Here is a 23,302-nt window from a genome sequence, read left to right on the forward strand (position 1 = left end):
AGACCTGCCCTGAGGTACCCGTGAATACGTCCCGGTCGTCCGCAACGCCCCCTTCCCCGCCGCTGGAAACCCGCCCTGCCGCCAATGAGCCGCAGCACGCGCCGGACGCCTTCATCGAAAAGGGTACGCCGCAATTCCTGCGCACCGCCCTGGCGCTGTTCTGCGGCGGTCTCGCCACCTTCGCCCTGCTCTATTGCGTACAGCCGCTGATGCCGATCTTTTCTCAGGCCTTTGGCCTCACCGCCGCGGCCAGCAGTCTGTCGCTGTCCCTGGCCACCGGCCTGATGGCCTGCGGCCTGCTGGTGACCGGGCCGATCTCCGATGCCATCGGGCGCAAGTCGGTGATGGTCTATGCACTGTTCGCCGCGGGCGGCTTCACCCTGCTCAGCGCCCTGATGCCCACCTGGGACGGCATCCTGGTGACCCGCGCCCTGGTTGGCCTGTCGCTGGCCGGGGTGGCGGCGGTGGCCATGACCTACCTGGCCGAAGAGGTGCACCCCGAGCACCTGGGCTATGCCATGGGCCTCTATATCAGTGGCAATGCCCTGGGCGGGATGTCCGGTCGGGTGATCAGCGGGGTCCTGGTGGACTTCGTCTCCTGGCGCATCGCCCTCGGCGCCCTGGGGGTGCTGGCGCTGGTGGCGGCGCTGCTGTTCAAGCGCAGCCTGCCGGCGTCGAAGCGTTTTCAGCCACGGCCGCTACGGCCGCGCAGCTTGCTCGCCGGCTATGCCCTGCACTTTCGCGACGCCGGCCTGCCCTGGCTGTTCCTGGAGGCCTTCCTGTTGATGGGCGCCTTCGTCACCCTGTTCAACTACATTGCCTATCGCCTTCTCGCCGAGCCCTATCACCTGAGCCAAGCCTGGATCGGCGTCCTCTCGCTGGTCTATCTGGCGGGGATCTACAGCTCGGCCAAGTTCGGCAGCCTGGCCGATCGTTTCGGTCGGCGGCAGGTATTCGCTGGCGCCATCGTGCTCAAGCTGTGCGGTCTGCTGCTGACCCTGTTCACCCCGCTGTGGCTGGTGCTGCCGGGGATGCTGCTGTTCACCTTTGGCTTCTTCGGCGCCCATTCGGTGGCCAGCAGTTGGGTCGGGCGGCGGGCGCGCCAGGCGCGGGGCCAAGCCTCTTCGCTCTATCTGTTCAGTTACTACGCCGGTTCCAGCGTGGCCGGCACCCTGGGTGGCTTCTGCTGGCACCTGGGGGGCTGGGCCGGTGTCGGTCTGTTCATCGGCGCCCTGCTGCTCGCGGCCCTGGCCGTGGCGGTCCGGCTGTCTAGGTTGCAGCCGCTGCCAGCGGCGTGACGCCAGGGCTCGACCGCTCCCTTGAGGTTGAAACGCCTCTGGAGCGGTCTTTGCGGCCATGATCGCGATAACCATCAACGACAGCTTCACCTTTACCTTCACCTCTCTTGCCCAAATCACCGCTTCCACTGCCGCTCGTCGCACGGAGCGGCGTTTCGTGCCCTGAAAAGGGGCCCTCTACCTCCCGCCACGCTAGCCTGTCCCTGGCTTCGCGGCGCGACTGTCACCTCTTCGCAAAGTTCAGACAAATGTTTGCCTAGGGTGGGAGCCGCTTGGATAATGCGCGCCGAACGCTGCAATACCCTGCTCATCAGGGATAGATGAAACGGCAAGCACGTAAGGCTCCGGGGTAGATTCGGCTGTGAACATGCACTTCCAGATTAGCGATTGGCGCGCCTGGGCGCCTGGTCTTGGCGACCAGGACGCCTGGCGGCAGTGGTGCGCCGCGCCCTGGTGTCCGGCGGACGACGGCAGCCAACCCGACGCCAGCTTCCTGCCGGCCATGCAGCGCCGCCGCCTGAGCCGCTTGGCGCGCATGACCTTCCAGGTGGCCTGGCCGTTGGCCGACGCCCATGGCGAGCCGCTGCCGCTGATCTTCGCCTCGCGCCACGGCGAGACCCCGCGCACCCTGGCCATCCTCCAGGAACTGGCTCGCGGCGAGCCGCTCTCGCCGACCCAGTTCAGCCTCTCGGTGCACAACGCCATCATCGGCCAATGGTCGATCCTGCGCGGCGACCACAGCGAGATGAATGCCCTGGCCACCGGCCGCGACGGTCTCGAACACGCCGTGCTGGAGGCCTGCACCCTGCTCGCCGAAGGCGCCAGCGGGGTGCTGGTGGTGATCGCCGAAGAGGCGCCGCCGACGCTCTATGCACCGCAGATCGACGATGTCCCCTTTCCCTATGCCGTGGGCCTGCTGCTCACCCCTGGCAGCGGCCATGGCCTGAGCGGCGAGCCGGCCCCGGCGGATGCCGCGACCAGTGCCTGGCCCCATGCCCTGGAATTGCTGCGCCTGCTGGAAGCGCCTGGCGCCCTGCACCTCGCCTATGCCGGGCGCGCCTGGCACTGGCAGGCGGAGGCCTGCGGATGAGCGGCCGCCTGGACTATGGCTATCGACTGCTGGCCACGGGGCTCAACTTCGTGGTGTTCGGCTGCGGCGCCCTGGTCTTTCGCCTGCTGATCCTGCCGCTCCTGCTGGTCCTGCCGGGCGATCCCCTGCGCCGCCGCCAGCGTGCGCGGCGGGCCAATGCCCGGCTGTTCCGCTTCTTCGTCGCCTTCATGGTGCTGACCCGGGTGATGAATCTGCGCATCCAGGGCCGCGAGCGGTTGGGTCGTCCAGGCCAGCTGATCATCGCCAACCACCCCTCGCTGATCGACGTGGTGGTGCTCATCGGCCTGGTGCCCGACGCCAATTGCGTGGTCAAGCAGGGCCTCTGGCAGAACCCCTATCTCAAGCGGCAGATCCAGGCCGCCGGCTACATCAGCAACAACGGCAGCGCCGAGATGCTCGACGACGCCGCCGACGCCCTGCGCGAAGGCCAGACGCTGATCATCTTTCCCGAGGGTACCCGCACCACCCCCGGCGAGCCGCCGCGCTTCCATCGTGGCGCCGCGGCCATCGCCCTGCGCGGCGCCCGCTGCATCACCCCGGTCACTATCCGCGTGGTGCCCAGCACCCTGACCAAGGCCACGCCCTGGTATCGCATTCCCGCGCGGCGCTTCGACTTCCAGCTGGAAGTGGGCGCCGACATCGACCCCACCACCTTCGCCGGGCGGCCGCTGCCGCTGGCGTCGCGTGAACTCAACGACCAGCTGCACCAGCTCTACCTGAAGGAAACCGGCAACCATGACTGATCTCAACCTTGAGCTCAAAAGCCTGATCATCGAGGCGCTCGGCCTCGAGGACGTCACCGTCGACGACATCGGCGACGACCAGATCCTGTTCGGCGACGGCCTGGGCCTGGATTCGGTGGACGCCCTGGAGCTGGGCCTGGCGATCCAGAAGCGCTACGGCATCCGCATCGACGCCGAAGCCAAGGACACCCGCACCCATTTCGCCAACGTCAACGCCCTCGCGGCCTTCGTGGCCGCCCAGCGCGCCGCCTGAGGAGATCGCCATGCAAAGCCGTGAAGCCATCTTCGAGACCCTGCGCAGCGCCCTGGTCGAGCTCTTCGAACTGGAGCCCGAGCGGGTGACCCTGGAAGCCAACCTCTACGAGGACCTGGAGATCGACAGCATCGACGCTGTCGACCTGATCGACCACCTGCGCCGCCAGACCGGGCACAAGATCGCCGCCGAGCAATTCCGCCAGGTGCGTACCGTGGGTGACGTGGTCGAGGCTGTCTATCGCATCAGCCAGGCGGACGCCTGATCCGCCGCCTATGAGTGCCCTGCCTTCCCACTCCCCGCTGGGCCTGCTCGCCGCTGCCCTGCTGCTCCTGCTCGGCCTGGCCTATCCCTTCGCCGTGTACTTCGGCCTGCAGCACCTGTCGCCGCGGCTGTTCGCGGTCGGTCTCGGTGTGCTCTGGGGCCTGCGCCTGCTGCAACCCGGCCTCAACGGCCTGCAGCGCGGCACCGGCCTGGTCGCCCTGGGCTTCTGCCTGCTGCTGGCCCTGAGCGACGCCGCCGTGCTCTTGCGCTGGTATCCGGTGCTGCTCAGCCTCTTCCTGCTGGCGGTGTTCGGCCTGAGCCTGCTGCGCGGCCAGCCGCTGATCGAACGCCTGGCGCGGCTGCGCGAACCCGAGCTGCCACCCCGTGCGGTGCGCTATACCCGCCGGGTGACCCAGGTCTGGTGCCTGTTCTTTCTGTTCAATGCGCTCACCGCCGCTGCCCTGGCGCTCTGGGCGCCGCTGGCCTGGTGGACGCTTTATACCGGGGTGATCGCCTATGGCCTGATGGGCCTGCTGTTCGCCGGTGAATGGCTGGTCCGCCAGCGCGTGCGGAGGCTGCCATGACGTTCACCCCTCTCGCCGAGCTGCTGGGCGCCGCGAGCCCGCTGGATGCGGCCCTCAAGCAGCGCGCCCTGCACCTGGCGGCGGCCTTCCAGGCCAGTGGCCTCAAGCGCCTGGCGCTGCATCTGGACGATGCCGAGGACCTGGCCTGCGCCCTGCTCGGCGCCTGGCGCGCCGGCATCGAGGTGATCCTGCCGGCCGACGCCCAGCCCGCCACCCGTGCTCGGCTGATGCCTACGCTCGATGCCTGGCTCGACGATCTTGCCGGCTGGACGGCCGCCGAGCCTCTGGCGCCCGCCGCGCTCGACCTCCAGGCACCGCTGCTGACCCTGAGCACCTCGGGCTCCAGTGGCGAGCCCAAATTGATCGCCAAGCAACTGTTCCAGCTGGCCAACGAGGTCGCCGCCCTGGAGCGGCTGTGGGGTGGCTCTGTTGGCGAAGCGACCATCCTTGGCAGCGTCTCCACCCAGCACATCTATGGCCTGCTGTTCCGCGTGCTCTGGCCGCTCTGCAGCGGTCGCCCCTTCGCCCGCCAGGCGCTGCCCTTCACCGAGGAGCTGCAGCGGGAGACCGCCGCCCTGCTACGCGAGGGTCGCCGTGCGGTGTGGATCAGCAGCCCGGCGCTGCTCAAGCGCCTGGGCGAGAACCTCGATGACGCCATCCTCGGTCAGGTGGTGCGGGTGTTTTCCTCTGGCGGCGTGCTGCCGGAGGCGGCGGCCACGGCCTGCCAGGCGCGCTTCGGCCAGTACCCTACCGAGGTCTATGGCAGCTCCGAGACCGGCGGCATCGCCTGGCGCCAGGGCCCGCAGCCCTGGCAGGCCTTCGCCGACCTCACCCTGGGCCAGGATGCCGAGGGCGCGCTCTGGCTGACCTCACCCTATCTGCCCCAGGGCGTGCGCGAGCAGACCATGGACGGTGTGAGCCTGCTGGGAGACGGTCGCTTCGAGCTGCTCGGGCGTCTGGATCGCATCGTCAAACTGGAAGAGAAGCGCATCGCCCTGCCAGCGCTGGAAGCGCGCCTGCTCGACCATCCCGCCGTCGCCGACGTCCGCCTGGGCGTGGTGCAACAGGGTCGCGCCCTGCTCGGCGCCCTGGTCGCCCTGAGCGAAAGCGGCCTGCATCTGTTGCGCAATGGCGGTCGCCGCGCCCTGGTGGCCGAGTTGCGCGAACACCTGGCCGGCCACTGCGAGGCCATCGCCCTGCCGCGCCGCTGGCGCCTGCTGCTGGCGCTGCCCTACAGCGCCCAGGGCAAGCTGGCCCAGGCCGAGGTGGAGCGGCTGCTGGCCCAGCCACGGCCGGTGGACATCGAACCGCTCGGCGTCGAGCAGACCGAAGACGGCTGGCGCCTGGAGCTGGAAGTCGCCCCGGACCTGGCGTTCTTTTCCGGTCACTTCCCCACGGCGCCGGTGGTGCCCGGGGTGGTACAGGTCGGCTGGGCCCAGCGCCTGGCCCGTCAGCACCTGGAGCTGCCCGCGGACTTCGCCGGCATAGAGGTACTGAAATTCCAGCAGCTGCTGCGCCCCGGCGACCGGGTAACCCTGACCTTCCACTTCGACGCCACCCGCAGCAAGCTGCACTTTGCCTTTCGCCAGGGCACCGCGGCCTGCTCCTCCGGGCGCATCCTGCTCAAGGAGGCGCAGCCATGAGCTTTCGTGCCTGCGCGGTGATCCCGGTATTCGACCATGAGCACGCCCTGCCGCTGGTGGTCCAGGCGCTGCGCCAGCGCGCCCTGCCCTGCGTGCTGGTGGACGATGCCTCCAGCCCCGCCTGCGCCCAGGTGATGGACGAGCTGGCGACCCAAGCCGACGTCCATCTGCTGCGGCTGCCGGTCAACCAGGGCAAGGGCGGCGCGGTGATGGCCGGACTCGCCGAGGCGCAGCGCCTGGGCTTCACTCATGCCCTGCAGGTGGATGCCGACGGCCAGCACGACTTGGCCGACGTGGCCGCCTTTCTCGCCGAAGCCCAGGCCTATCCCGAGGCGCTGATCTGCGGCTATCCGCAGTTCGACGACTCGGTGCCCAAGGGCCGGCTCTATGCCCGCTACCTCACCCATGTCTGGGTGTGGATCAACAGCCTGTCCCTGGCGATCCGCGACAGCATGTGCGGCTTTCGCGTCTACCCGCTGGCGCCGACCCTGGCGGTGATCCGCGCCGGCGGCCTGGGCAAGCGCATGGATTTCGACCCGGAGATCCTGGTGCGCCTGGCCTGGCGCGAGCAGCCCATGCGCTGGCGGCCGACCCGGGTGCACTATCCGCTGGATGGCCGTTCGCACTTTCGCCTCTGGCAGGACAACGTGCTGATCTCGCGCATGCACACCCGGCTGTTCTTCGGCATGCTGCTGCGCGCGCCGCGTCTGCTCTGGCGCCGGGTGCGCGCGTGAGCGGCCACTGGGCGCAGCAGCGCGAGCGTGGCAGCCCCGTGCTGATGCGCCTCACCGCCTGGCTGGCACGGCACCTGGGCCGCCGCGCCATCGCTCCGCTGCTGCGGCTGATCGTGCTGTACTTCTTCCTGTTCGGCGCCCGCGCCCGCCGTGGCATCCGCGACTACCAGCAGCGCCTGGCCCGCTGGAGCAATCGTCCCGACCTGCAACCCAGCTGGCGCAGCGGCTATGCCCAGTTCATGGCCTTCGCCGAAGCCCTGCTGGACAAGCTCGACGCCTGGAACGGCCGCCTCGGCCTGGATCAGGTGCAACTGCACGACCCGGATCAGGTGCACAGCCGCATGCACGCGCCGCGCGGCGAGATCCTGGTCACCGCCCACCTGGGCAACCTCGAAGTCTGTCGCGCCCTGGCCCAGCTGGGACGGCGGGTGCGCCTCAATGTACTGGTGCACACCCGCCATGCCGAGGCCTTCAATCGTCTACTGGAAGAGGCCGGTGCCAGCGATCTGCGGCTGATCCAGGTCAGCGAGCTGGACCCGGCGGTAATGCTGCAGCTCAGCGAACGCCTGGAGCGCGGCGAGTGGCTGGCCATTGCCGGCGACCGGGTGCCGCTGCACGGCGGCCGGACCGTCGAGGTGGACTTCCTCGGCGCCCCGGCGCCCTTCCCCCAGGGCCCCTGGCTGCTGGCGCACCTGCTGCGCTGCCCGACCAACCTGCTGTTCTGCCTGCGCGAAGCCGACGGCTACCACCTCTACTTGGAAGATTTCGCCCCGGCCCCGGCCTGGCGTCGCCAGGAGCGCGCCGCCGGCATCCAGGGCCTGGCCCAGGCCTATGCCGAGCGCCTTGCCGCCCATTGCCTCAAGGCGCCGCGGCAGTGGTTCAACTTCTACCCCTTCTGGAGTCGCCATGAACGCTAGTGTTCGCTTTGGTAGCCAGGCCCTCGCCATCGAAGATCTGGTCGCCCTGGCCGAGGGCCGGGCCCAGGCCGAATTGCAGGACGACGCGGCCTTTCGCGACGGCATCGCCCGCGGCGCCCGCTTCGTCGATTCGCTGCTGGCCCGCGAGGGTTCGGTCTACGGCATCACCACCGGCTATGGCGATTCCTGCGTGGTCGCCGTGCCCCTCGCCCAGGTTGAGGCGCTGCCGCGTCAGCTCTACACCTTCCACGGTTGCGGCCTGGGGCGCCATCTGGATGCGGCGGCGACGCGCGCGGTACTGGCCGCGCGGTTGCAGTCGCTGTGCCAGGGCGTCTCCGGGGTGCGCGTCGAGTTGCTCGAACGTCTCACCGCCTTCTTGCGCGAAGACATCCTGCCGCTGATCCCCGAGGAGGGTTCGGTAGGCGCTAGTGGCGATCTCACCCCGCTGTCCTATGTCGCCGCCGCCCTCTGCGGCGAGCGCCAGGTGCTCTGGCGCAATGAGATACGGGAAGCAGCGGACGTCCATGCCGAGCTGGGCTGGACGCCGCTGGTGCTCAGGCCCAAGGAAGCCCTGGCGCTGATGAACGGCACCGCGGTGATGACCGGCCTGGCCTGCCTGGCCTTCTCCCGCGCCGAGTACCTGCTGCGCCTGGCGACGCGCATCACCGCGCTCAACGTGGTGGCCCTGGCCGGCAACCCCGAGCACTTCGACCAGCGCCTGTTCGCCGCCAAGCCCCATCCGGGCCAGGGTCAGGTGGCCGCCTGGTTGCGCGCGGATCTCGCCGCCGAAGGGCCGGCCGCGCCCCTGCACCGCCTGCAGGACAGATATTCGCTGCGCTGCGCCCCCCATGTCCTGGGCGTGCTGGCCGACAGCCTGCCCTGGCTGCGCCAGTTCATCGAGACCGAACTCAACAGCGCCAACGACAATCCGCTGATCGACGCCGAAGACGAGCGAGTGCTGCATGGCGGCCACTTCTATGGCGGCCATATCGCCTGCGCCATGGACAGTCTCAAGACCCTGGTGGCCAACGTCGCCGACCTGCTCGACCGCCAGCTCGCCCTCTTGGTGGATGCGCGCTACAACCATGGCCTACCGGGCAATCTCTCCGGCGCCCCGGCCGCGCGGACCATGCTCAACCACGGCTTCAAGGCGGTGCAGATCGGTGCCAGCGCCTGGACCGCCGAGGCGCTCAAGGGCACCCTGCCGGCCAGCGTCTTCTCCCGTTCCACCGAGTGCCACAACCAGGACAAGGTCAGCATGGGCACCATCGCCGCCCGCGACGCCCTGCGTGTGCTGGAGCTCACCGAGCAGGTGGCCGCCGCTACCCTGCTGGCCGCCCAGCAGGGCGTCTGGCTCAGGTGCGAGCAGGGCGGGCAACCGCCCGCGCCCCTGGCCGCCATGCACCGCGCGCTGGGCGAGACCTTCCCGCCGCTGATCGAAGACCGTGCCCTGGAAGCCGAACTGCGCCAGACCCTGACCCTGATTCGCGCCCGCCACTGGAGGCTCTATGCGTAAGACCGGTGCCCTGCAGGTCGAGGTGGAGATGCAGATCCCCTTCTTCGACGTCGACATGATGGAAATCGCCTGGCACGGCCATTATGTGAAGTACCTGGAGGTGGCGCGCTGCGCCCTGCTCGACCGCCTCGACCACAATTACCTGCAGATGCGCGACTCCGGCTATGGCTGGCCGGTGATCGACCTGCAGATCCGCTACATCCGTCCGCTGCTGTTCCAGCAGCGCGTGCGCGTCCGCGCCGATCTGGTGGAGTGGGAGCATCGCCTCAAGCTCAACTACCTGATCAGCGACGCTGCCACCGGTGAGCGCCTGACCCGCGCCAGTACCGTGCAGGTCGCCGTGGACCTGGCCAGCCGCGAGATGCAGCTGGCCTCGCCCAAGGTCTTCATCGACGCCGTGGAGAGGGCCCTGGCATGCGCACGCTGATCGCTCTGCTATTCATCCTGGCCGCGCCCCTGGCCCAGGCCTTCGATCTCGACGACCTGGCCGCCCAGCTGGCGCGCCCCGCGGCGGTCGCGGGCAGCTTCGTCCAGCAGCGCTATCTGCGCGCCCTGCCGCAGCCGCTCACCAGCAGCGGCCACTTCACCCTGGCCCGCGGCCTGGGCCTGCTGTGGCGGCTGGAAAAGCCCCTGGCGCAGACCTATCGCATCACCCCCGGGGCCATCGCCAAGCAGACGCCGACGGGCTGGACGCCCCTGCCCGGCAGCGACCTGGCCGCGCGCCAGAGCGCACTGTTCCTGGCCGTGCTCAGCGGTGACCGCAGCGGCCTGGAACGCGACTTCGAGCTGGCCCTGACCGGCGACGCCAATCACTGGCAGCTGCGCCTGACCCCACGCGGCGCGCTGCTCAAGCAGGTGTTCGACGGCATCCTCATCCAGGGCGGTGCCCTGGTCGAACAGGTGGAGATCCGCGAGACCCAGGGCGACCGCAGCCTGCTCAGGCTGGACGGCCAGCCTAGCGACACCCTAGGCGCCGAGCAGCGCGCGGTCTTCCAGTGACCCGGCTGCAGCGCCCCTTCCTGCTGTTATTGCTCACCCTGCTGGCGCTCAGCGCCTGGCAGTGGCGGCATGGTCCGCCGGTGGCCGCCGATCTGCTGGCGCTCCTGCCCCAGGGCGCCGGCGACGCCCTTACCCAGCAGGCCGAGGCGCGCATGGCCGAGCCGCTCAATCGTGAGGTGCTCCTGCTGGTGGGTCATCCCCAACGTGAGCGAGTAGCTGCCCTGGTCGAGCGCCTGGGCCAGGCCTGGTCCCATGAGCCACTGTTCGAAAAGGTGCAATGGCAGCTGACGCCGGATCTGCCTGGCCTGCGCCAGCAACTCCTGGCCAGTCGCCTGGCGCTGACACCGGGGCCGGCGCGCGACGAACTGCTCAAGACGCCCGACAGCTATCTGCAGGCCCGTGCCGCGGCCCTCTTCGATCCCTTCGCTGGCGCCGGCGCCCTGCCCCTGGAGCAGGACTGGTTCGGCCTCGGCCTGTTGGTGCAGCGCCAGCTCACCCCGGCCAGCAAGGTGCAATTCGACGCCGGCAGCGGCCTGCTGCTGACCCAGGGCGACGGCCTGACCTGGGCCCTGATCCGCGCCCGTACCCGCGCCGATGCCTTCGACTTCGATGCCCCTCCACGGGTAGAAGCCCTGATCGAGGCCGCCCACCGTGAGGTGGTCGCCGACGGCGGCCAACTGCTCGCCGCCAGCGGCCTGAGATACGCCGCCGCCGGCCAGGCCACCGCCAGTCGCGAGATGTCGCTGATCGGCGGCCTGGCCACCCTTGGCACCCTGGCCCTGCTGCTGAGGCTGTTCCGCCGCTGGCGGGTGCTGCTCAGCCTGCTGGCGGTGGGCGTGGCGCTCCTGGCGGGCAGCGCCGCCTGCGTGCTGCTGTTCGGTCAGATCAACGCCCTTACCCTGATCCTTGGCGCCAGCCTGACCGGGGTGGCCGCCGACTACCCGCTGCACTACCTGAGCAAGAGCTGGAAGGGTGGCCCATGGAATGCCACGGCCATCCTGCGCCAGACTCTGCCGGGATTGTCCCTGAGTCTGGCGACCAATCTGCTGGGCTACCTGGCGCTGGCCTGCACGCCCTTTCCGGCGCTGACCCAGGTGGCGGTGTTTTCCGCCGCCGGCCTGATCGGCGCCTACCTCACCACCGTCTGCCTCTTGCCGGCCTGGTGGCAACGCCTGGACCTGGCGCCGCCCGCCGCGCCTCTGCGGCTGATGCAGCGCCTGCTTGACCTGCGGCTGCGCCTGCTGGCGCGCACCGGCAGCCTGCCGCTGCTGCTGGCGCTGCTGGCCTTTTGCGGCGCCGGCGTCTGGCAGCTGCACCTGCAGAACGACCTGCGCCTCTGGCTTGGCCAGGACCCGGCGCTAACCCGCGAAGCCCAGGCCATCGCCCGCCTCACCGGGCTGCAACCCACCAGCCAGTTCTTCCTAGTGCGCGGGGCGGATGCCGATGAGGTGCTGCGCCGCCAGGCCGCCCTGGGTCAGCGCCTGGATAGCCTGGTCAGTCAGGGCCAACTGCAGGGCTATCGCGCCCTTAGCGGCCTGGTCGCCCCCGCCGCGGCCCAGGCCGAACTGCGCCAGGCCCTGGCCGGTTGGGGCGAGCGCCTGCAACCCCTGCTGGCGGTAGGCATTCCGGCCGAGGCGCTGGACGCCGAACTGAGGCAACTGCATCAGCTACCCGACCTGAGTCTCGACCAGGCCCTGGCCGGCCCGCTGGGCGAGCCCTGGCGACCGCTCTGGCTGGGCCGCACGGCCGATGGCGGCGCGGCCGGCCTGGTCAGCCTGCAAGGGCTGGGCAACGCCCAGGTCCTGCAGACGGTGGCCGAGGGTATGCCCGGCGTGCAGCTGGTGGATCGCCTCGGCGAACTACGCGGGCTGTTCCTCCATACCCAGCGCCTCGCGGTGGAGCTCAAGTTGCTGGCCTCGGCGGCCATCTTCCTCCTGCTGCTCTGGGCCTTCGGTCGCCGTGCGGCGCTGCGTATCGTCTGCCTGCCGCTGCTGGCGGCCCTCGCGGCCCTGGCCTGCCTGGGCTGGCTGGGTCAGCCGCTGACCCTGTTCAGCCTCTTCGCCCTGCTGCTCATCACCGCCATCGGCGTGGACTACGCCATCCTCATGCACGAGGCCATCGGCGGCGCGGCGGTGAGTCTGCTCGGCGGCCTGCTGTCCGGCGTCGGCAGCTGGCTGTCGTTCGGTCTGCTGATGCTCAGCAGCACCCCGGCCATCGCCAACTTCGGCCTGGCCATCAGCCTGGGGCTGGTGTTCAGCTTTCTGCTGGCGCCCTGGGCCTCGCCCCCCGTCTCCCACGAAAAGGACCTTCGTCATGGTTGAACATCATCCCCTGGTCGTCATCGGTGCCGGCCCGGCCGGCGCCGTGGTCGCCGCCCTGCTCAAGCGCCGGGGCCATCCGGTACTGGTGCTGGAAGCCCAGCACTTCCCGCGCTTTTCCATCGGCGAGAGCCTGCTCTCCCACAGCCTGGATTTCGTCGAGGAAGCCGGGATGCTGCCCGCGGTCGAGGCCGCCGGTTTCCAGACCAAGGTCGGCGCGGCCTTCGCCTGGGGCGAGCGCTACACCGACTTCGACTTTCGCGACACCTACAGTGGCGGGCGCAGCACCTTCCAGGTCCAGCGCGGCCCCTTCGACAAGATCCTCGCCGACGACGCCGCTCGCCAGGGCGTGGCGATCCGCTACGGCCAGCGGGTGACCGCCGTGACCCTGGGCGAAGGCGGTGAAAGGACCCGGATCGAGGTGCTGGGCGACGACGGCCAGGCCTATGCGCTGACCACCGACTTCCTGCTCGATGCCAGTGGCTACGGGCGGGTGCTGCCACGCCTGCTGGACCTGGAAGCCCCTTCGGACTTCCCGGTGCGTCGCGCCCTCTTCACCCATGTCGAAGACCGCATCGACGATCCCAGCTTCGACCGCGACCGCATCCTCATCACCACCCACCCGACCTGGCGCGACGTCTGGTTCTGGACCATCCCCTTCAGCGACGGCCGCACATCGGTCGGGGTGGTGGCCGCCGCCGAGCGCTATGCCGGACGCGCCCCCGATCTCGCCACCTGTCTGCGCGACTGGGTCGCCGAGACCCCGAGCCTGGCCCGGGTACTGCACAATGCGGTCTGGGATACCCCGGTGCGCGAGCTGGGCGGCTATGCGGCCAACGTCAAGCGCCTGCACGGCCCCGGCTTCGCCCTGCTGGGCAACGCCGCCGAGTTTCTCGATCCGGTGTTTTCCTCGGGCGTCACCATCGCCCTGCGCTCGGCCAGCCTGGCCGCGCCCCTGGTGGATCGCCAGCTGCGTGGCGAGGCGGTGGACTGGGAGGGCGAGCTCGCCCGACCGCTCAAGGCGGGCGTCGATACGTTCCGTGCCTATGTGGAGGGCTGGTACGATGGCAGCTTCCAGGACGTCATCTATTTCGAGAACGCCGACCCCGAGATCCGCCGCATGATCTGCGCCATTCTCGCCGGCTACGCCTGGGACCTTCGCAACCCCTTCGTCAAGGAGCCCAAGCGGCGCCTGCGCCTGCTCGTCGAGCTCTGCCAGCTGAATTCGGCCCACCCTGCATGACCCTGCCCCGTCCGCTCGTCTTCGCGCTGGCCTGCCTGCTGCTTCTCGCCGCCTGCGCCAGCCAGCCACCACTGCCCAGCAGTCCGCCACCGCTGGCGCACACGCTCGTCTATCAGGTGGAGCGCCAGACCGCCGAGGGCAGCGACGCCCTGCTGCTGGCCATCCAGCCGGAAGGCCAAGCCCTGCGCTTTTCCCTGTTCGATCCGCTGGGTGTGCCCCAGGCGCGCCAGCGGCTGCTCGACGGCGCCTGGCACGCCGATGGCCTGCTGCCGCCCAATCCCCGGGCGCGCACCTTCTTCAGCGTGCTGCTGTTCGCCCTGACCCCGGCCGACCAGTTGCCGCGGGCCTATGCCGCGGGCGACTGGCACAGGGCTGCCGACGACAGTCGCACCCTCAAGGACTGGCAGGTGCGCTATCCCGCCGCCGAGCGCCTGGAGCTGGAGGCGCCGGACGGGTCGCGCTATCGCCTGACCCTGCTGCCGGAGTCCGCGCCTTGAGCGCCTACCTGAATGCCCTGGGGCTGCTCTGCGCCTTGGGCCAGGGCAAGGCCGAGGTGGCGCGCGGCCTGTTCGCCGGCGACACGACGGGCATGCAGCCCACCCCGGGCTGGATTCCCGAGCGTGAGCCGCCGGTAGGTACCGTCACCGCCGCGCTGCCGGCCTGGCCAGCGGCCTGGACGCCCTATTTCAGTCGCAATAACCAGCTCCTGCTGGCGGCCCTGGCCGAGATCGAGCCCCAGGTGCGCCAGGCCATCGAGCGCCATGGCCCCGCGCGCATCGGCGTGGTGCTGGGCACCAGCACCTCCGGCATTCACGAAGCCAGCCTGGGCATCGCCGTGCACCAGCGCAGCGGCCAGCTGCCCGAGGGTTATCAGTACGCCCAGCAGGAGCTGGTCGCGCCGGCGGATTTCCTCGCTCGCTACCTGGGCCTGAGCGGCCCCTGCTACGGCCTGTCCACCGCCTGCACCAGCAGCGCCCGCGCCCTGCTCAGCGCCCGCCGGCTACTGGTCCAGGGCCATTGCGATGCCGTGCTCTGCGGCGGCGTCGACAGCCTCTGCGGCCTGACCCTGAACGGCTTCGCCGCCCTGGAAGCGGTCAGCGAGTCGCTGTGCAATCCCTTCTCGGTCAATCGTTGCGGCATCAACATCGGCGAGGGCGCGGCGCTGTTCCTGCTGACCCGCGAACCCGGCCCCATCGCCCTGCTCGGCGGCGGCGCCAGCTCCGATGCCCACCATATCTCCGCCCCCGATCCCAGCGGTCGTGGCGCCGTCCAGGCCATGCAGGCGGCGCTGCGCGCCAGCGGTCTGCAGCCGGGCGACATCGGCTATCTCAACCTGCACGGCACCGCCACGCCACACAACGACGCCATGGAAAGCCACGCCACTCACGAGGTATTCCCGGCCGGGGTGCCCTGCTCCTCGACCAAGCCGCTGACCGGCCATACCCTCGGCGCCGCCGGCGCCCTGGAAGCCGCCTTCGCCTGGCTGACCCTGGACCCGCAGCTCAACCCGGCCGGCCAGCTGCCACCGCAGCGCTGGGACGGCCAGGCCGATCCGGCCCTGCCACGCCTGGCGCTGGCCCACGCCGACAGCCGTCTGGACGGCCGCCGCCACGCCATGAGCAACAGCTTCGCCTTTGGCGGCAGCAACGTCAGCCTCATCCTCGGAGCCACGCCATGATCCCCTGGCCCCTCGCCGAGCTGGTGCCCCACGCCGGCGACATGCTGCTGATCGAGGAGATCCTCGCCTGCGACGACCAGGGCATCGAGACCCGCCTGGTGGTACGTCCCGGTCTCTTCACCGACGCCGACGGCGCCCTGCCGGCCTGGATCGGCGTGGAGTTGATGGCGCAGAGCGTGGCGGCCTTCGCCGGCTGCCAGGCGCGCCGCCGCGGCGAAGCTCCGGCCCTGGGTTTCCTGCTCGGCACCCGCCAGTTCGCCTGCGACGTGGCGGCCTTTCCAGCCGGCGGTGAGTTGCGCATCCACGCCCAGCCGGCACTGCAGAACGACGATGGCATGGCCATCTTCGACTGCCATCTGCAGGGTCCTGGCTGCCAGGCCAGCGCCCGCCTGAACGTCTATCGTCCGCCCCGGGCGGATCTGTATCTAGAGGAGCCCGCGCCATGAGCGTTGCCCCCGCCCCGGTCCTGGTGACCGGTTCCAGCCGCGGCCTGGGCCGCGCCATCGCCCTGCGCCTGGCTGCCGCCGGGCACGACTTGGTGCTGCACTGCCGCAGCCGGCGCGAAGAAGCCGAGGCCGTCCGCACCGAGGTCGAGGCCCTGGGCCGCACGGCCCGGGTGCTGCAATTCGACGTCGGCGACCGCGCCGCCTGCGCGGCCATCCTCGAGGCCGATACCGAAGCCCACGGCGGCTACTATGGTGTGGTCTGCAATGCTGGCCTGACCCGCGACGGCGCCTTTCCGGCGCTGACCGGCGAGGACTGGGACGTGGTCCTGCGCACCAATCTCGACGGCTTCTACAATGTCCTGCACCCGGTGGTCATGCCGATGATCCGCCGCCGCGCGCCGGGGCGTATCGTCTGCATCACCTCGGTCTCCGGGCTGATCGGCAATCGCGGCCAGGTCAACTACAGCGCCTCCAAGGCGGGGCTGATCGGTGCCGCCAAGGCCCTGGCCGTGGAGCTGGCCAAGCGCAAGATCACCGTCAACTGCGTCGCCCCGGGGCTGATCGACACCGAAATCCTCGACGAGCACGTACCGGTGGACAAGATTCTCGAGATGATTCCCGCCGGGCGCATGGGCACCCCCGAGGAGGTGGCCCATGCGGTGGCCTTCCTGCTCGCCCCCGAGGCCGGCTACATCACCCGCCAGGTGCTGGCGGTCAACGGAGGGCTGTGCTGATGATCGGTCGTCGCGTCGTGATCACCGGGATGGCCGGCGTCACCGCCCTGGGCAGTGACTGGCCGACCATCCGCGACCACTTCCTGGCCGGCCACAGCGGCATCCGCCGCATGGACGCCTGGGATCGCTACACCGAGATGAACACCCGCCTGGGTGGACCCATCGTCGACTTCCAGGTGCCCGGCCACTGGACGCGCAAGCAGCTGCGCAGCATGGGCCGCGTCTCCCAGCTGGCGGTGGCCGCCGCCGAGCGCGCCCTGGCCGATGCCGGACTGCTGGATGATCCGCGCATCACCGACGGCCGCATGGGCGTGGCCTGTGGTTCCTCCACCGGCAGCACCGACGACATCAAGGCGCTGGCCAACATGCTGCTCAGCGACGCCGCCGTGGGGCTCAACGCCAACACCTATGTGCGCATGATGCCGCACACCGCCGCCGCCAACCTGAGCCTGTTCTTTGGCCTCAAGGGCCGGCTGATCCCCACCTCCAGCGCCTGCACCAGCGGCAGCCAGGGCATCGGCTACGCCTACGAAGCCATCAAGTTCGGGCGCCTGCCGCTGATGCTGGCGGGCGGCGCCGAAGAACTCTGTCCCAGCGAGGCCATGGTCTTCGACACCCTCTATGCCACCAGCCTGCGCAACGATGCGCCCCACACCTCGCCGCGCCCCTACGACCGCGGACGCGACGGCCTGGTGATCGGTGAAGGCGCCGGCATCCTGGTACTGGAAGAGCTGGAACACGCCCTGGCGCGCGGCGCGCACATCCACGCCGAGATCGTCGGCTTCGGCAGCAACGCCGACGGCCACCACTCCACCCGCCCGGAACAGGCCACCATGCAGCGCGCCATGGAGTTGGCCCTGGAAGACGCCGGGCTGACGCCGGAGGCCATCGGCTACGTCAACGGCCACGGCACCGCCACCGAACAGGGCGACATCGCCGAGACCCGCGCCACCCAGGCGCTGTTCGGTTCCCGCATGCCCATCAGCTCGCAGAAGAGCTACCTGGGCCATACCCTCGGTGCCTGTGGCGCCCTGGAGTCCTGGTTCAGCATCGCCATGATGAACGAAGAGCGTTTCGTGCCGACGCTCAACCTCGACGACCTGGACCCCCAGTGTGGCGAGCTGGACTATCTGCGTGACGGACCGCGGACCCTGCGTACCGATCATGTGATGAACAATAATTTCGCCTTTGGCGGGGTGAACACCTCGCTGATCTTCCGCCGCTGGTCCTGATGGCCATTTCCCGAGGTATTCCCATGTTGCGTCGCCTGCTGCTCGTCTCCGCTCTGCTGTTCCTGGCGGCCTGCACCCGCGCGCCCCTGGTGACGCCCCAGGAGGTCTTCCCCGCCGACCGCACGGAGAACGCCGCCGATGTCCGGCGCGCCATCGTCGACACCCTCGAACGCCGTGGCTGGAGCGTCGGCCAGGAGAGCCCCGGCCTGGTGGTCGCCAGCATCGTGGTGCGCGATCGCCACCAGGCCTGGGTCGACATCCCCTACAGCACCAAGGGCTACCAGATCCGCTACCGCGACAGCGCCGGCCTCGACTACGACGGCGAGCGCATTCATCGCAACTACAACAAGTGGGTCCAGTTGCTCGACGCCGACATCCGTCGTCAGCTGCAGCTGCCGGCCCCCGCTGCCGACGCGGAGTAGCGCTCCGCAGCCTGCGCGATATCGCAGAATGCCGGTCCCCAGGCTGACGGGGCGAGCGTTCTGGGTTAAACAGTCATCCCCCACCACAAGGAAGTCACCATGCGTACCCTAGCCGCCACCCTCGCACTGACCCTGAGCCTGACCACCCTGCTGCCCAGCATCGCCCAGGCCCGCGACACCACCCTGCATCTGCCCTTCGCCGAGGTGGTCCAGGAAGCCCTGGCCGCCAAGCGCCTGGACGGCAGCGTGAAGTTCTACCTGGCCGGCAACCCGGTGCCAGGCAAGGCCACGGTGGTCAATTCCAGTATCACCACCAACCAGAAGACCAACGCCTTCAACAAGACCGACGAGGTCGCCTGCCGCTGGGTGCTGCAATCGGCGCTGATCCGCCTGCAGGAAGCGGCCAAGGCCGCCGGTGCCAATGCCGTCACCGACATCACCAGCTACTACAAGAAGAACGAGTGGAGTGATCCCACCCGCTACGAATGCCACGCCGGCGCGCTCATGGCCGGTGTCGCCCTCAAGGGCAAGCTGGTGATCCTCAAGTAGGTCGGAACGGCGGCGCGTCCGGGCGGGTCTGTCTAGAGACCTACCTGGAGGCCGCCGCCATGCCCCACTTTCGCGTCCACTACCGCAAGGACGGCGAACCCCGCCAGCTCGATCTCGACCGTCCGCAGGCGACGCTCGCGCCCCATGAAGCGGCCCTCGCCGTGCTGGAACACCTGCGCGCCGACGCCGAGAACAGCCTGGCCCTGCCCCCCGCCGATGCCCCCGCCGCGGCCATCCTGCGGCAGGCTGAAGTGCATGGGTTGACGGATATCAGCGTGGAGGAGCCGGCGTCGTAGGTTGGCGCTGAGCGCAGCGAAGCCCAACGGGCAGGACTGGCGGTGTCTGGCCTCCCTCACCCCAGCCCTCTCCCAGAGGGAGAGGGGGCGGTTGAACCCCGTAGCGTGGAAAACGGCGCAGCCTTTTCCACTGACAGGTCACGGTGTCAACGGTGGATAAGGCACCCTACCCGTAGGTTGGCGCTGAGCGCAGCGAAGCCCAACAGCTTAACTTCTCGCTGGTTACCCTCACCCCAGCCCTCTCCCAGAGGGAGAGGGGGCGATTGAACCCCCGTAGCGTGGAAAACGGCGTAGCCTTTTCTACTGACAGGTCACGGTGTCAACGGTGGATAAGGCACCCTACCCGTAGGTTGGCGCTGAGCGCAGCGAAGCCCAACACCACTAGACCTCAGCCCAGGAACAACCGGTACGCCGGATTCTCGGTCTCGTCCCAATAGCGATAGCCGATGGCATCCAGGGTCGCCAGCAGCTCCGGCCGTTCGTCTTGGCTGGCCTCCAGCGCCGCGAATACCCGCCCGTCCGCCGCGCCGTGGTTGCGGTAGTGAAACATACTGATGTTCCAGCGGCCGCCTAGGCGTTCGAGGAAATCGAACAGCGCCCCGGGTCGCTCGGGGAATTCGAAGCGGAACACCTGTTCCTGGTCGACCCGCATGGCATGGCCACCCACGGTGTGGCGGATGTGCAGCTTGGCCAGTTCGTTGTCGGTCAGGTCCAGCACCGGAAAACCCTGGTCACGTAGTCCCTGCAGCAAGGCCTCACGCGGATCGCGCTGGGGGTGGGTCTGGACGCCGACGAAGATATGGGCTTCCTGGCCGGTGTGGTAGCGATAGTTGAATTCGGTGATCTGCCGCCGGCCCAGGGCCTCGCAGAAGGCCCGGAAGCTGCCCGGCCGCTCGGGGATGGTCACGGCGATGATGGCTTCGCGCTGCTCGCCCAGTTCGGCGCGTTCGGCCACATGTCTCAGGCGGTCGAAGTTGATATTGGCGCCGGAATCGATGGCCACCAGCACCTGCCCGCCGCTGCCTGCACGCTCGGCGTATTTCTTGATCCCGGCCACGCCCAGGGCGCCGGCCGGTTCGGTGATGGAGCGGGTGTCGTCATAGATGTCCTTGATCGCCGCGCAGATCTCGTCCGAGCTGACGGTGATCACCTCGTCGACATAACGCCGGCAGACCTCGAAGGTATGGTGGCCGATCTGGGCCACGGCCACGCCATCGGCGAACAGCCCCACCCGCGGCAAGACCACCCGCTCGCCCGCGGCCATGGCCTGCTGCAGGCAGTTGGAGTCGTCCGGTTCGACGCCGATGACCTTGATCTCGGGGCGCAGGTATTTCACATAGGCGGCAATGCCGGCGATCAGGCCGCCACCGCCCACGGGGACGAAGATGGCGTCCAGCCGGCCCGGATGCTGGCGCAGGATCTCCATGGCCACGGTGCCCTGGCCGGCGATGACGTCGGGGTCGTCATAGGGCGGGACGAAGGTATAGCCCTGCTCCTCGACCAGGCGCAGCGCCTCGGCCAGGGCCTCGGGAAAGGCGTCGCCGTGCAGCACCACCTCGCCACCACGGGACTGCACGCCGATGACCTTGAGCTCGGGGGTGGTGCGCGGCATCACGATGATCGCCCGCACGCCCAATTCGCGGGCCGCCAGGGACAGGCCTTGGGCGTGGTTGCCGGCGCTGGCGGTGATCACCCCGCGCGCCTTCTCGCTGGCCGAGAGGCTGGCCAGCTTGGTATAGGCGCCACGGATCTTGAAGGAGAACACCGGCTGCAGGTCTTCGCGCTTGAGCAGCACCTGGCAGCCCAGCCGCTCGGACAGCGCCCGCGCCGGTTGCAGGGGCGTTTCGATCGCCACGTCGTAGACGGGGGCGAGCAGGGTCTTCTTCACATACTGTTCGAGCATCGGCGGGGCGATCCGGTGGGTGCGGCGGGGGCGAAAAGTCTACTACGGGCACTCCCGGGTAGGTTAGCCAAGCCGTCCGAGCGGCTATAATCGGCGACCCTTCACCCGTTTCTCTGCGGATACCCCCATGAATCAGGACCAGCTCAAGCAGGCCGTCGCCCAGGCCGCGGTCGACCTCATCCTTCCCCAGCTCTCCCGCGACAGCGTGGTCGGCGTGGGCACCGGCTCGACCGCCAACTTCTTCATCGACCTGCTGGCCAAGCACAAGCTGGAATTCGACGGCGCCGTGGCCAGCTCCCAAGCCACCGCCGACCGGCTGAAGCGCCACGGCATCACCGTCTATGACCTCAACGGCGTCAGCGACCTGGAGTTCTACGTGGACGGCGCCGACGAAGCCGACGGCCACCTCAACCTGATCAAGGGCGGCGGCGCGGCCCTGACCCGCGAGAAGATCGTCGCCGCGGTGGCGCGCAAATTCATCTGCATCGCCGACGCCAGCAAGCGCGTCGACGTCCTCGGCGAATTCCCGCTGCCGGTGGAAGTCATCCCCATGGCCCGCAGCCACGTGGCCCGCGAGCTGGTGAAACTGGGCGGCGACCCGGAATACCGCGACGGCGTGGTGACCGACAACGGCAACATCATCCTCGACGTGCACAATATGCACATCGTCGATCCGGTGGGCCTGGAAGCGAAGATCAACAACATCGTCGGCGTGGTCGCCAACGGCCTCTTCGCCGCCCGCCCGGCGGACGTGCTGCTGTTGGGCACCGCCCAGGGCGTGGAGCGTCTGGAGCGCAGCTGAATCAGCATTTCTTGGCTAGCCGGCTGTTGGGCTTCGACGATGGAGCCGTCTCAACCCAACCTACGAGGTTTGAGTAGGTTGGGTTGAGCGCAGCGAAGCCCAACACCGCTCAAACGCTGAGCCCACAAAAAAGCCCCGGTCAGGCGAACCCGACCGGGGCTTTTCTATGACAGCTAAAGGCTTAGAACAGCACGCGGCAACGGATGGTGCCCTTGATGTTCTGCAGCTTTTCCTGGGCCAGGTCGGAGTAGTCGGCGTCGACGTCGATCACCACGTAGCCGACCTTCTCGTCGGTCTGCAGGTACTGACCGGAGATGTTGATGCCGCTCTCGGAGAAGACCCGGTTGATCTCCGACAGCACGCCCGGCACGTTCTGGTGGATGTGCAGCAGGCGGTGCTTGCCCGGGTGCGACGGCAGGGCCACTTCAGGGAAGTTGACCGAGGACACCGAGGTGCCGTTGTCGCTGTACTTGACCAGCTTCTCGGCCACTTCCAGGCCGATGTTGGCCTGGGCCTCGGCGGTGGAGCCACCGATGTGCGGGGTCAGGATGACATTGTCCAGGCCACGCAGCGGCGAGACGAACTCGTCGTTGTTGGAACGCGGCTCCACTGGGAAGACGTCAATGGCGGCGCCGATCAGGTGCTCGTCCTTGATGGCGGCGGCCAGGGCGTCGAGGTCGACCACGGTGCCGCGCGCGGCGTTGATCAGGATGCCGCCCTTCTTGATGGCGCGGATCTCGCGCTCGCCCATCATCAGCTGGGTGGCGGGGGTTTCCGGCACGTGCAGGGTGACGATGTCGCTCATGCCGAGCAGTTCGGTCAGGGAGCCGACCTGCTGGGCGTTGCCCAGGGGCAGCTTGGTGATGACGTCATAGAAGAACACCTGCATGCCCAGGCCCTCGGCCAGCACCGACAGCTGGGTGCCGATGGAGCCGTAGCCGATGATGCCGAGCTTCTTGCCACGGATCTCGAAGGAATTGGCCGCGCTCTTGATCCAGCCGCCGCGGTGGCAGGAGGCGTTCTTGGCCGGGATGCCGCGCAGCAGCAGGATGGCCTCGGCCAGTACCAGCTCGGCGACCGAACGGGTGTTGGAATAGGGGGCGTTGAACACGGCGATGCCGCGCTCGCGGGCAGCCTGCAGGTCGACCTGATTGGTGCCGATGCAGAAGCAGCCGACGGCGACCAGCTTCTTGGCGCAGTCGAACACCTCTTCGGTGAGCTGGGTGCGCGAGCGGATGCCGATGAAGTGGGCGTCGGCGATCTTTTCCTTGAGCTGGGCATCCGGCAGGGAGCTGGTGACGTACTCGATGTTGCTGTAACCCGCGGACTTCAGGATATCCACGGCGGACTGGTGGACGCCTTCCAGGAGAAGGAAGCGGATCTTGCTCTTGTCGAGGGAAGTCTTGCTCATCTGCGTTGAATCCAGAGTTTCCAGGGAGAAGGATGCCGGCGCGGCGCAGGCCAGGTCAGCCAGCGGCAAAGGGGTCGCTATCTTAGCATGAGCCACCGGATGCAGGTCCGGTTGCGACCTGAAGCTTTCTCAGGGCGACCATGAGCGCCTTGCGACCCGCATCGCGCCGCGGCGTCCGCTTTTGGTTAAGATCGTGGGGTCAAGAT

Annotated in this window: 25 protein-coding genes; 23 read left to right on the plus strand and 2 right to left on the minus strand. The window is 68.9% G+C overall.

Going from position 1 to position 23,302, the window contains the following annotated elements; translation table 11 throughout:
* Window positions 1-20: 20 nt before the first annotated feature.
* The 22 genes from V6W80_RS20720 (at window position 21) to V6W80_RS20825 (ending at window position 18,980) form a co-directional block, all read left to right on the plus strand.
* Window positions 21-1,298, plus strand: a complete 1,278-nt coding sequence (locus V6W80_RS20720) for an MFS transporter (RefSeq protein ID WP_430707774.1) — start codon at window positions 21-23, stop codon at window positions 1,296-1,298.
* A 367-nt stretch (window positions 1,299-1,665) separates the two neighbouring features.
* On the plus strand, window positions 1,666-2,388 hold the full coding sequence (locus tag V6W80_RS20725; RefSeq protein ID WP_338545277.1) for a beta-ketoacyl synthase chain length factor: 723 nt from the start codon (window positions 1,666-1,668) through the stop codon (window positions 2,386-2,388).
* Window positions 2,385-3,152, plus strand: a complete 768-nt coding sequence (locus V6W80_RS20730; protein ID WP_338545278.1) for a lysophospholipid acyltransferase family protein — start codon at window positions 2,385-2,387, stop codon at window positions 3,150-3,152. Before V6W80_RS20725 ends, V6W80_RS20730 begins: the two co-directional genes overlap by 4 nt.
* A complete protein-coding gene (locus V6W80_RS20735; RefSeq protein ID WP_017642722.1) occupies window positions 3,145-3,405 on the plus strand; it encodes a phosphopantetheine-binding protein in 261 nt (86 codons plus the stop codon). The genes V6W80_RS20730 and V6W80_RS20735 overlap by 8 nt, the downstream gene beginning before the upstream one ends.
* A 10-nt stretch (window positions 3,406-3,415) precedes the next feature.
* Window positions 3,416-3,670, plus strand: coding sequence for an acyl carrier protein (locus tag V6W80_RS20740; protein ID WP_017642723.1), 255 nt, complete (start codon window positions 3,416-3,418; stop codon window positions 3,668-3,670).
* Window positions 3,671-3,680: 10 nt separating this feature from the next.
* On the plus strand, window positions 3,681-4,253 hold the full coding sequence (locus tag V6W80_RS20745; protein ID WP_338545279.1) for a hypothetical protein: 573 nt from the start codon (window positions 3,681-3,683) through the stop codon (window positions 4,251-4,253).
* On the plus strand, window positions 4,250-5,896 hold the full coding sequence (locus V6W80_RS20750) for an AMP-binding protein (protein ID WP_338545280.1): 1,647 nt from the start codon (window positions 4,250-4,252) through the stop codon (window positions 5,894-5,896). The genes V6W80_RS20745 and V6W80_RS20750 overlap by 4 nt, the downstream gene beginning before the upstream one ends.
* Window positions 5,893-6,630 (plus strand): glycosyltransferase family 2 protein, encoded by a 738-nt coding sequence (locus V6W80_RS20755; RefSeq protein ID WP_064308892.1) that lies wholly within the window; start codon window positions 5,893-5,895, stop codon window positions 6,628-6,630. Before V6W80_RS20750 ends, V6W80_RS20755 begins: the two co-directional genes overlap by 4 nt.
* The gene (locus V6W80_RS20760) at window positions 6,627-7,547 is read left to right on the plus strand and encodes a glycosyl transferase (RefSeq protein ID WP_338545281.1); all 921 of its coding nucleotides are present in this window, start codon (window positions 6,627-6,629) and stop codon (window positions 7,545-7,547) included. The genes V6W80_RS20755 and V6W80_RS20760 overlap by 4 nt, the downstream gene beginning before the upstream one ends.
* Window positions 7,537-9,063, plus strand: coding sequence for an HAL/PAL/TAL family ammonia-lyase (locus tag V6W80_RS20765; RefSeq protein ID WP_338545282.1), 1,527 nt, complete (start codon window positions 7,537-7,539; stop codon window positions 9,061-9,063). Before V6W80_RS20760 ends, V6W80_RS20765 begins: the two co-directional genes overlap by 11 nt.
* On the plus strand, window positions 9,056-9,490 hold the full coding sequence (locus tag V6W80_RS20770) for an acyl-CoA thioesterase (RefSeq protein WP_313647718.1): 435 nt from the start codon (window positions 9,056-9,058) through the stop codon (window positions 9,488-9,490). The genes V6W80_RS20765 and V6W80_RS20770 overlap by 8 nt, the downstream gene beginning before the upstream one ends.
* A complete protein-coding gene (locus tag V6W80_RS20775; RefSeq protein WP_338545283.1) occupies window positions 9,478-10,062 on the plus strand; it encodes an outer membrane lipoprotein carrier protein LolA in 585 nt (194 codons plus the stop codon). The genes V6W80_RS20770 and V6W80_RS20775 overlap by 13 nt, the downstream gene beginning before the upstream one ends.
* Window positions 10,059-12,383 (plus strand): MMPL family transporter, encoded by a 2,325-nt coding sequence (locus V6W80_RS20780; protein ID WP_338545284.1) that lies wholly within the window; start codon window positions 10,059-10,061, stop codon window positions 12,381-12,383. The genes V6W80_RS20775 and V6W80_RS20780 overlap by 4 nt, the downstream gene beginning before the upstream one ends.
* The gene (locus tag V6W80_RS20785; protein WP_338545285.1) at window positions 12,376-13,623 is read left to right on the plus strand and encodes an NAD(P)/FAD-dependent oxidoreductase; all 1,248 of its coding nucleotides are present in this window, start codon (window positions 12,376-12,378) and stop codon (window positions 13,621-13,623) included. Before V6W80_RS20780 ends, V6W80_RS20785 begins: the two co-directional genes overlap by 8 nt.
* Entirely contained in the window at window positions 13,620-14,120 is a 501-nt protein-coding gene (locus V6W80_RS20790) for a hypothetical protein (protein ID WP_338545286.1), read from the plus strand. Before V6W80_RS20785 ends, V6W80_RS20790 begins: the two co-directional genes overlap by 4 nt.
* Window positions 14,117-15,301, plus strand: a complete 1,185-nt coding sequence (locus tag V6W80_RS20795; RefSeq protein ID WP_338545287.1) for a beta-ketoacyl-[acyl-carrier-protein] synthase family protein — start codon at window positions 14,117-14,119, stop codon at window positions 15,299-15,301. The genes V6W80_RS20790 and V6W80_RS20795 overlap by 4 nt, the downstream gene beginning before the upstream one ends.
* A complete protein-coding gene (locus tag V6W80_RS20800) occupies window positions 15,298-15,747 on the plus strand; it encodes a hotdog family protein (RefSeq protein WP_160921888.1) in 450 nt (149 codons plus the stop codon). The genes V6W80_RS20795 and V6W80_RS20800 overlap by 4 nt, the downstream gene beginning before the upstream one ends.
* The gene (gene fabG / locus V6W80_RS20805; protein WP_064308899.1) at window positions 15,744-16,481 is read left to right on the plus strand and encodes a 3-oxoacyl-ACP reductase FabG; all 738 of its coding nucleotides are present in this window, start codon (window positions 15,744-15,746) and stop codon (window positions 16,479-16,481) included. Before V6W80_RS20800 ends, fabG begins: the two co-directional genes overlap by 4 nt.
* Window positions 16,481-17,713, plus strand: a complete 1,233-nt coding sequence (locus V6W80_RS20810) for a beta-ketoacyl-ACP synthase (protein WP_338545288.1) — start codon at window positions 16,481-16,483, stop codon at window positions 17,711-17,713. The genes fabG and V6W80_RS20810 overlap by 1 nt, the downstream gene beginning before the upstream one ends.
* 23 nt (window positions 17,714-17,736) lie before the next feature.
* On the plus strand, window positions 17,737-18,135 hold the full coding sequence (locus V6W80_RS20815; RefSeq protein WP_133862242.1) for a hypothetical protein: 399 nt from the start codon (window positions 17,737-17,739) through the stop codon (window positions 18,133-18,135).
* A 99-nt stretch (window positions 18,136-18,234) separates the two neighbouring features.
* The gene (locus V6W80_RS20820; protein WP_160921891.1) at window positions 18,235-18,684 is read left to right on the plus strand and encodes an excinuclease; all 450 of its coding nucleotides are present in this window, start codon (window positions 18,235-18,237) and stop codon (window positions 18,682-18,684) included.
* A 59-nt stretch (window positions 18,685-18,743) separates the two neighbouring features.
* Complete coding sequence (locus tag V6W80_RS20825; protein ID WP_338545289.1) at window positions 18,744-18,980, plus strand: hypothetical protein; 237 nt, start codon at window positions 18,744-18,746, stop codon at window positions 18,978-18,980.
* A gap of 388 nt (window positions 18,981-19,368) precedes the next feature.
* Here the strand turns inward: V6W80_RS20825 and ilvA are convergent, their stop codons facing one another.
* Entirely contained in the window at window positions 19,369-20,883 is a 1,515-nt protein-coding gene (gene ilvA / locus V6W80_RS20830; RefSeq protein WP_338545290.1) for a threonine ammonia-lyase, biosynthetic, read from the minus strand.
* 127 nt (window positions 20,884-21,010) lie between these two features.
* Here ilvA and rpiA point away from each other — a divergent pair, with 127 nt between their 5' ends.
* Complete coding sequence (rpiA, locus tag V6W80_RS20835; protein ID WP_184290127.1) at window positions 21,011-21,685, plus strand: ribose-5-phosphate isomerase RpiA; 675 nt, start codon at window positions 21,011-21,013, stop codon at window positions 21,683-21,685.
* A gap of 181 nt (window positions 21,686-21,866) precedes the next feature.
* Here the strand turns inward: rpiA and serA are convergent, their stop codons facing one another.
* A complete protein-coding gene (serA, locus tag V6W80_RS20840; protein WP_017639986.1) occupies window positions 21,867-23,096 on the minus strand; it encodes a phosphoglycerate dehydrogenase in 1,230 nt (409 codons plus the stop codon).
* Between the last annotated feature and the right edge of the window lie 206 nt (window positions 23,097-23,302).

It is taken from the genome of Pseudomonas benzopyrenica (assembly GCF_036884265.1).
Lineage (GTDB): Bacteria > Pseudomonadota > Gammaproteobacteria > Pseudomonadales > Pseudomonadaceae > Chryseomonas > Chryseomonas benzopyrenica.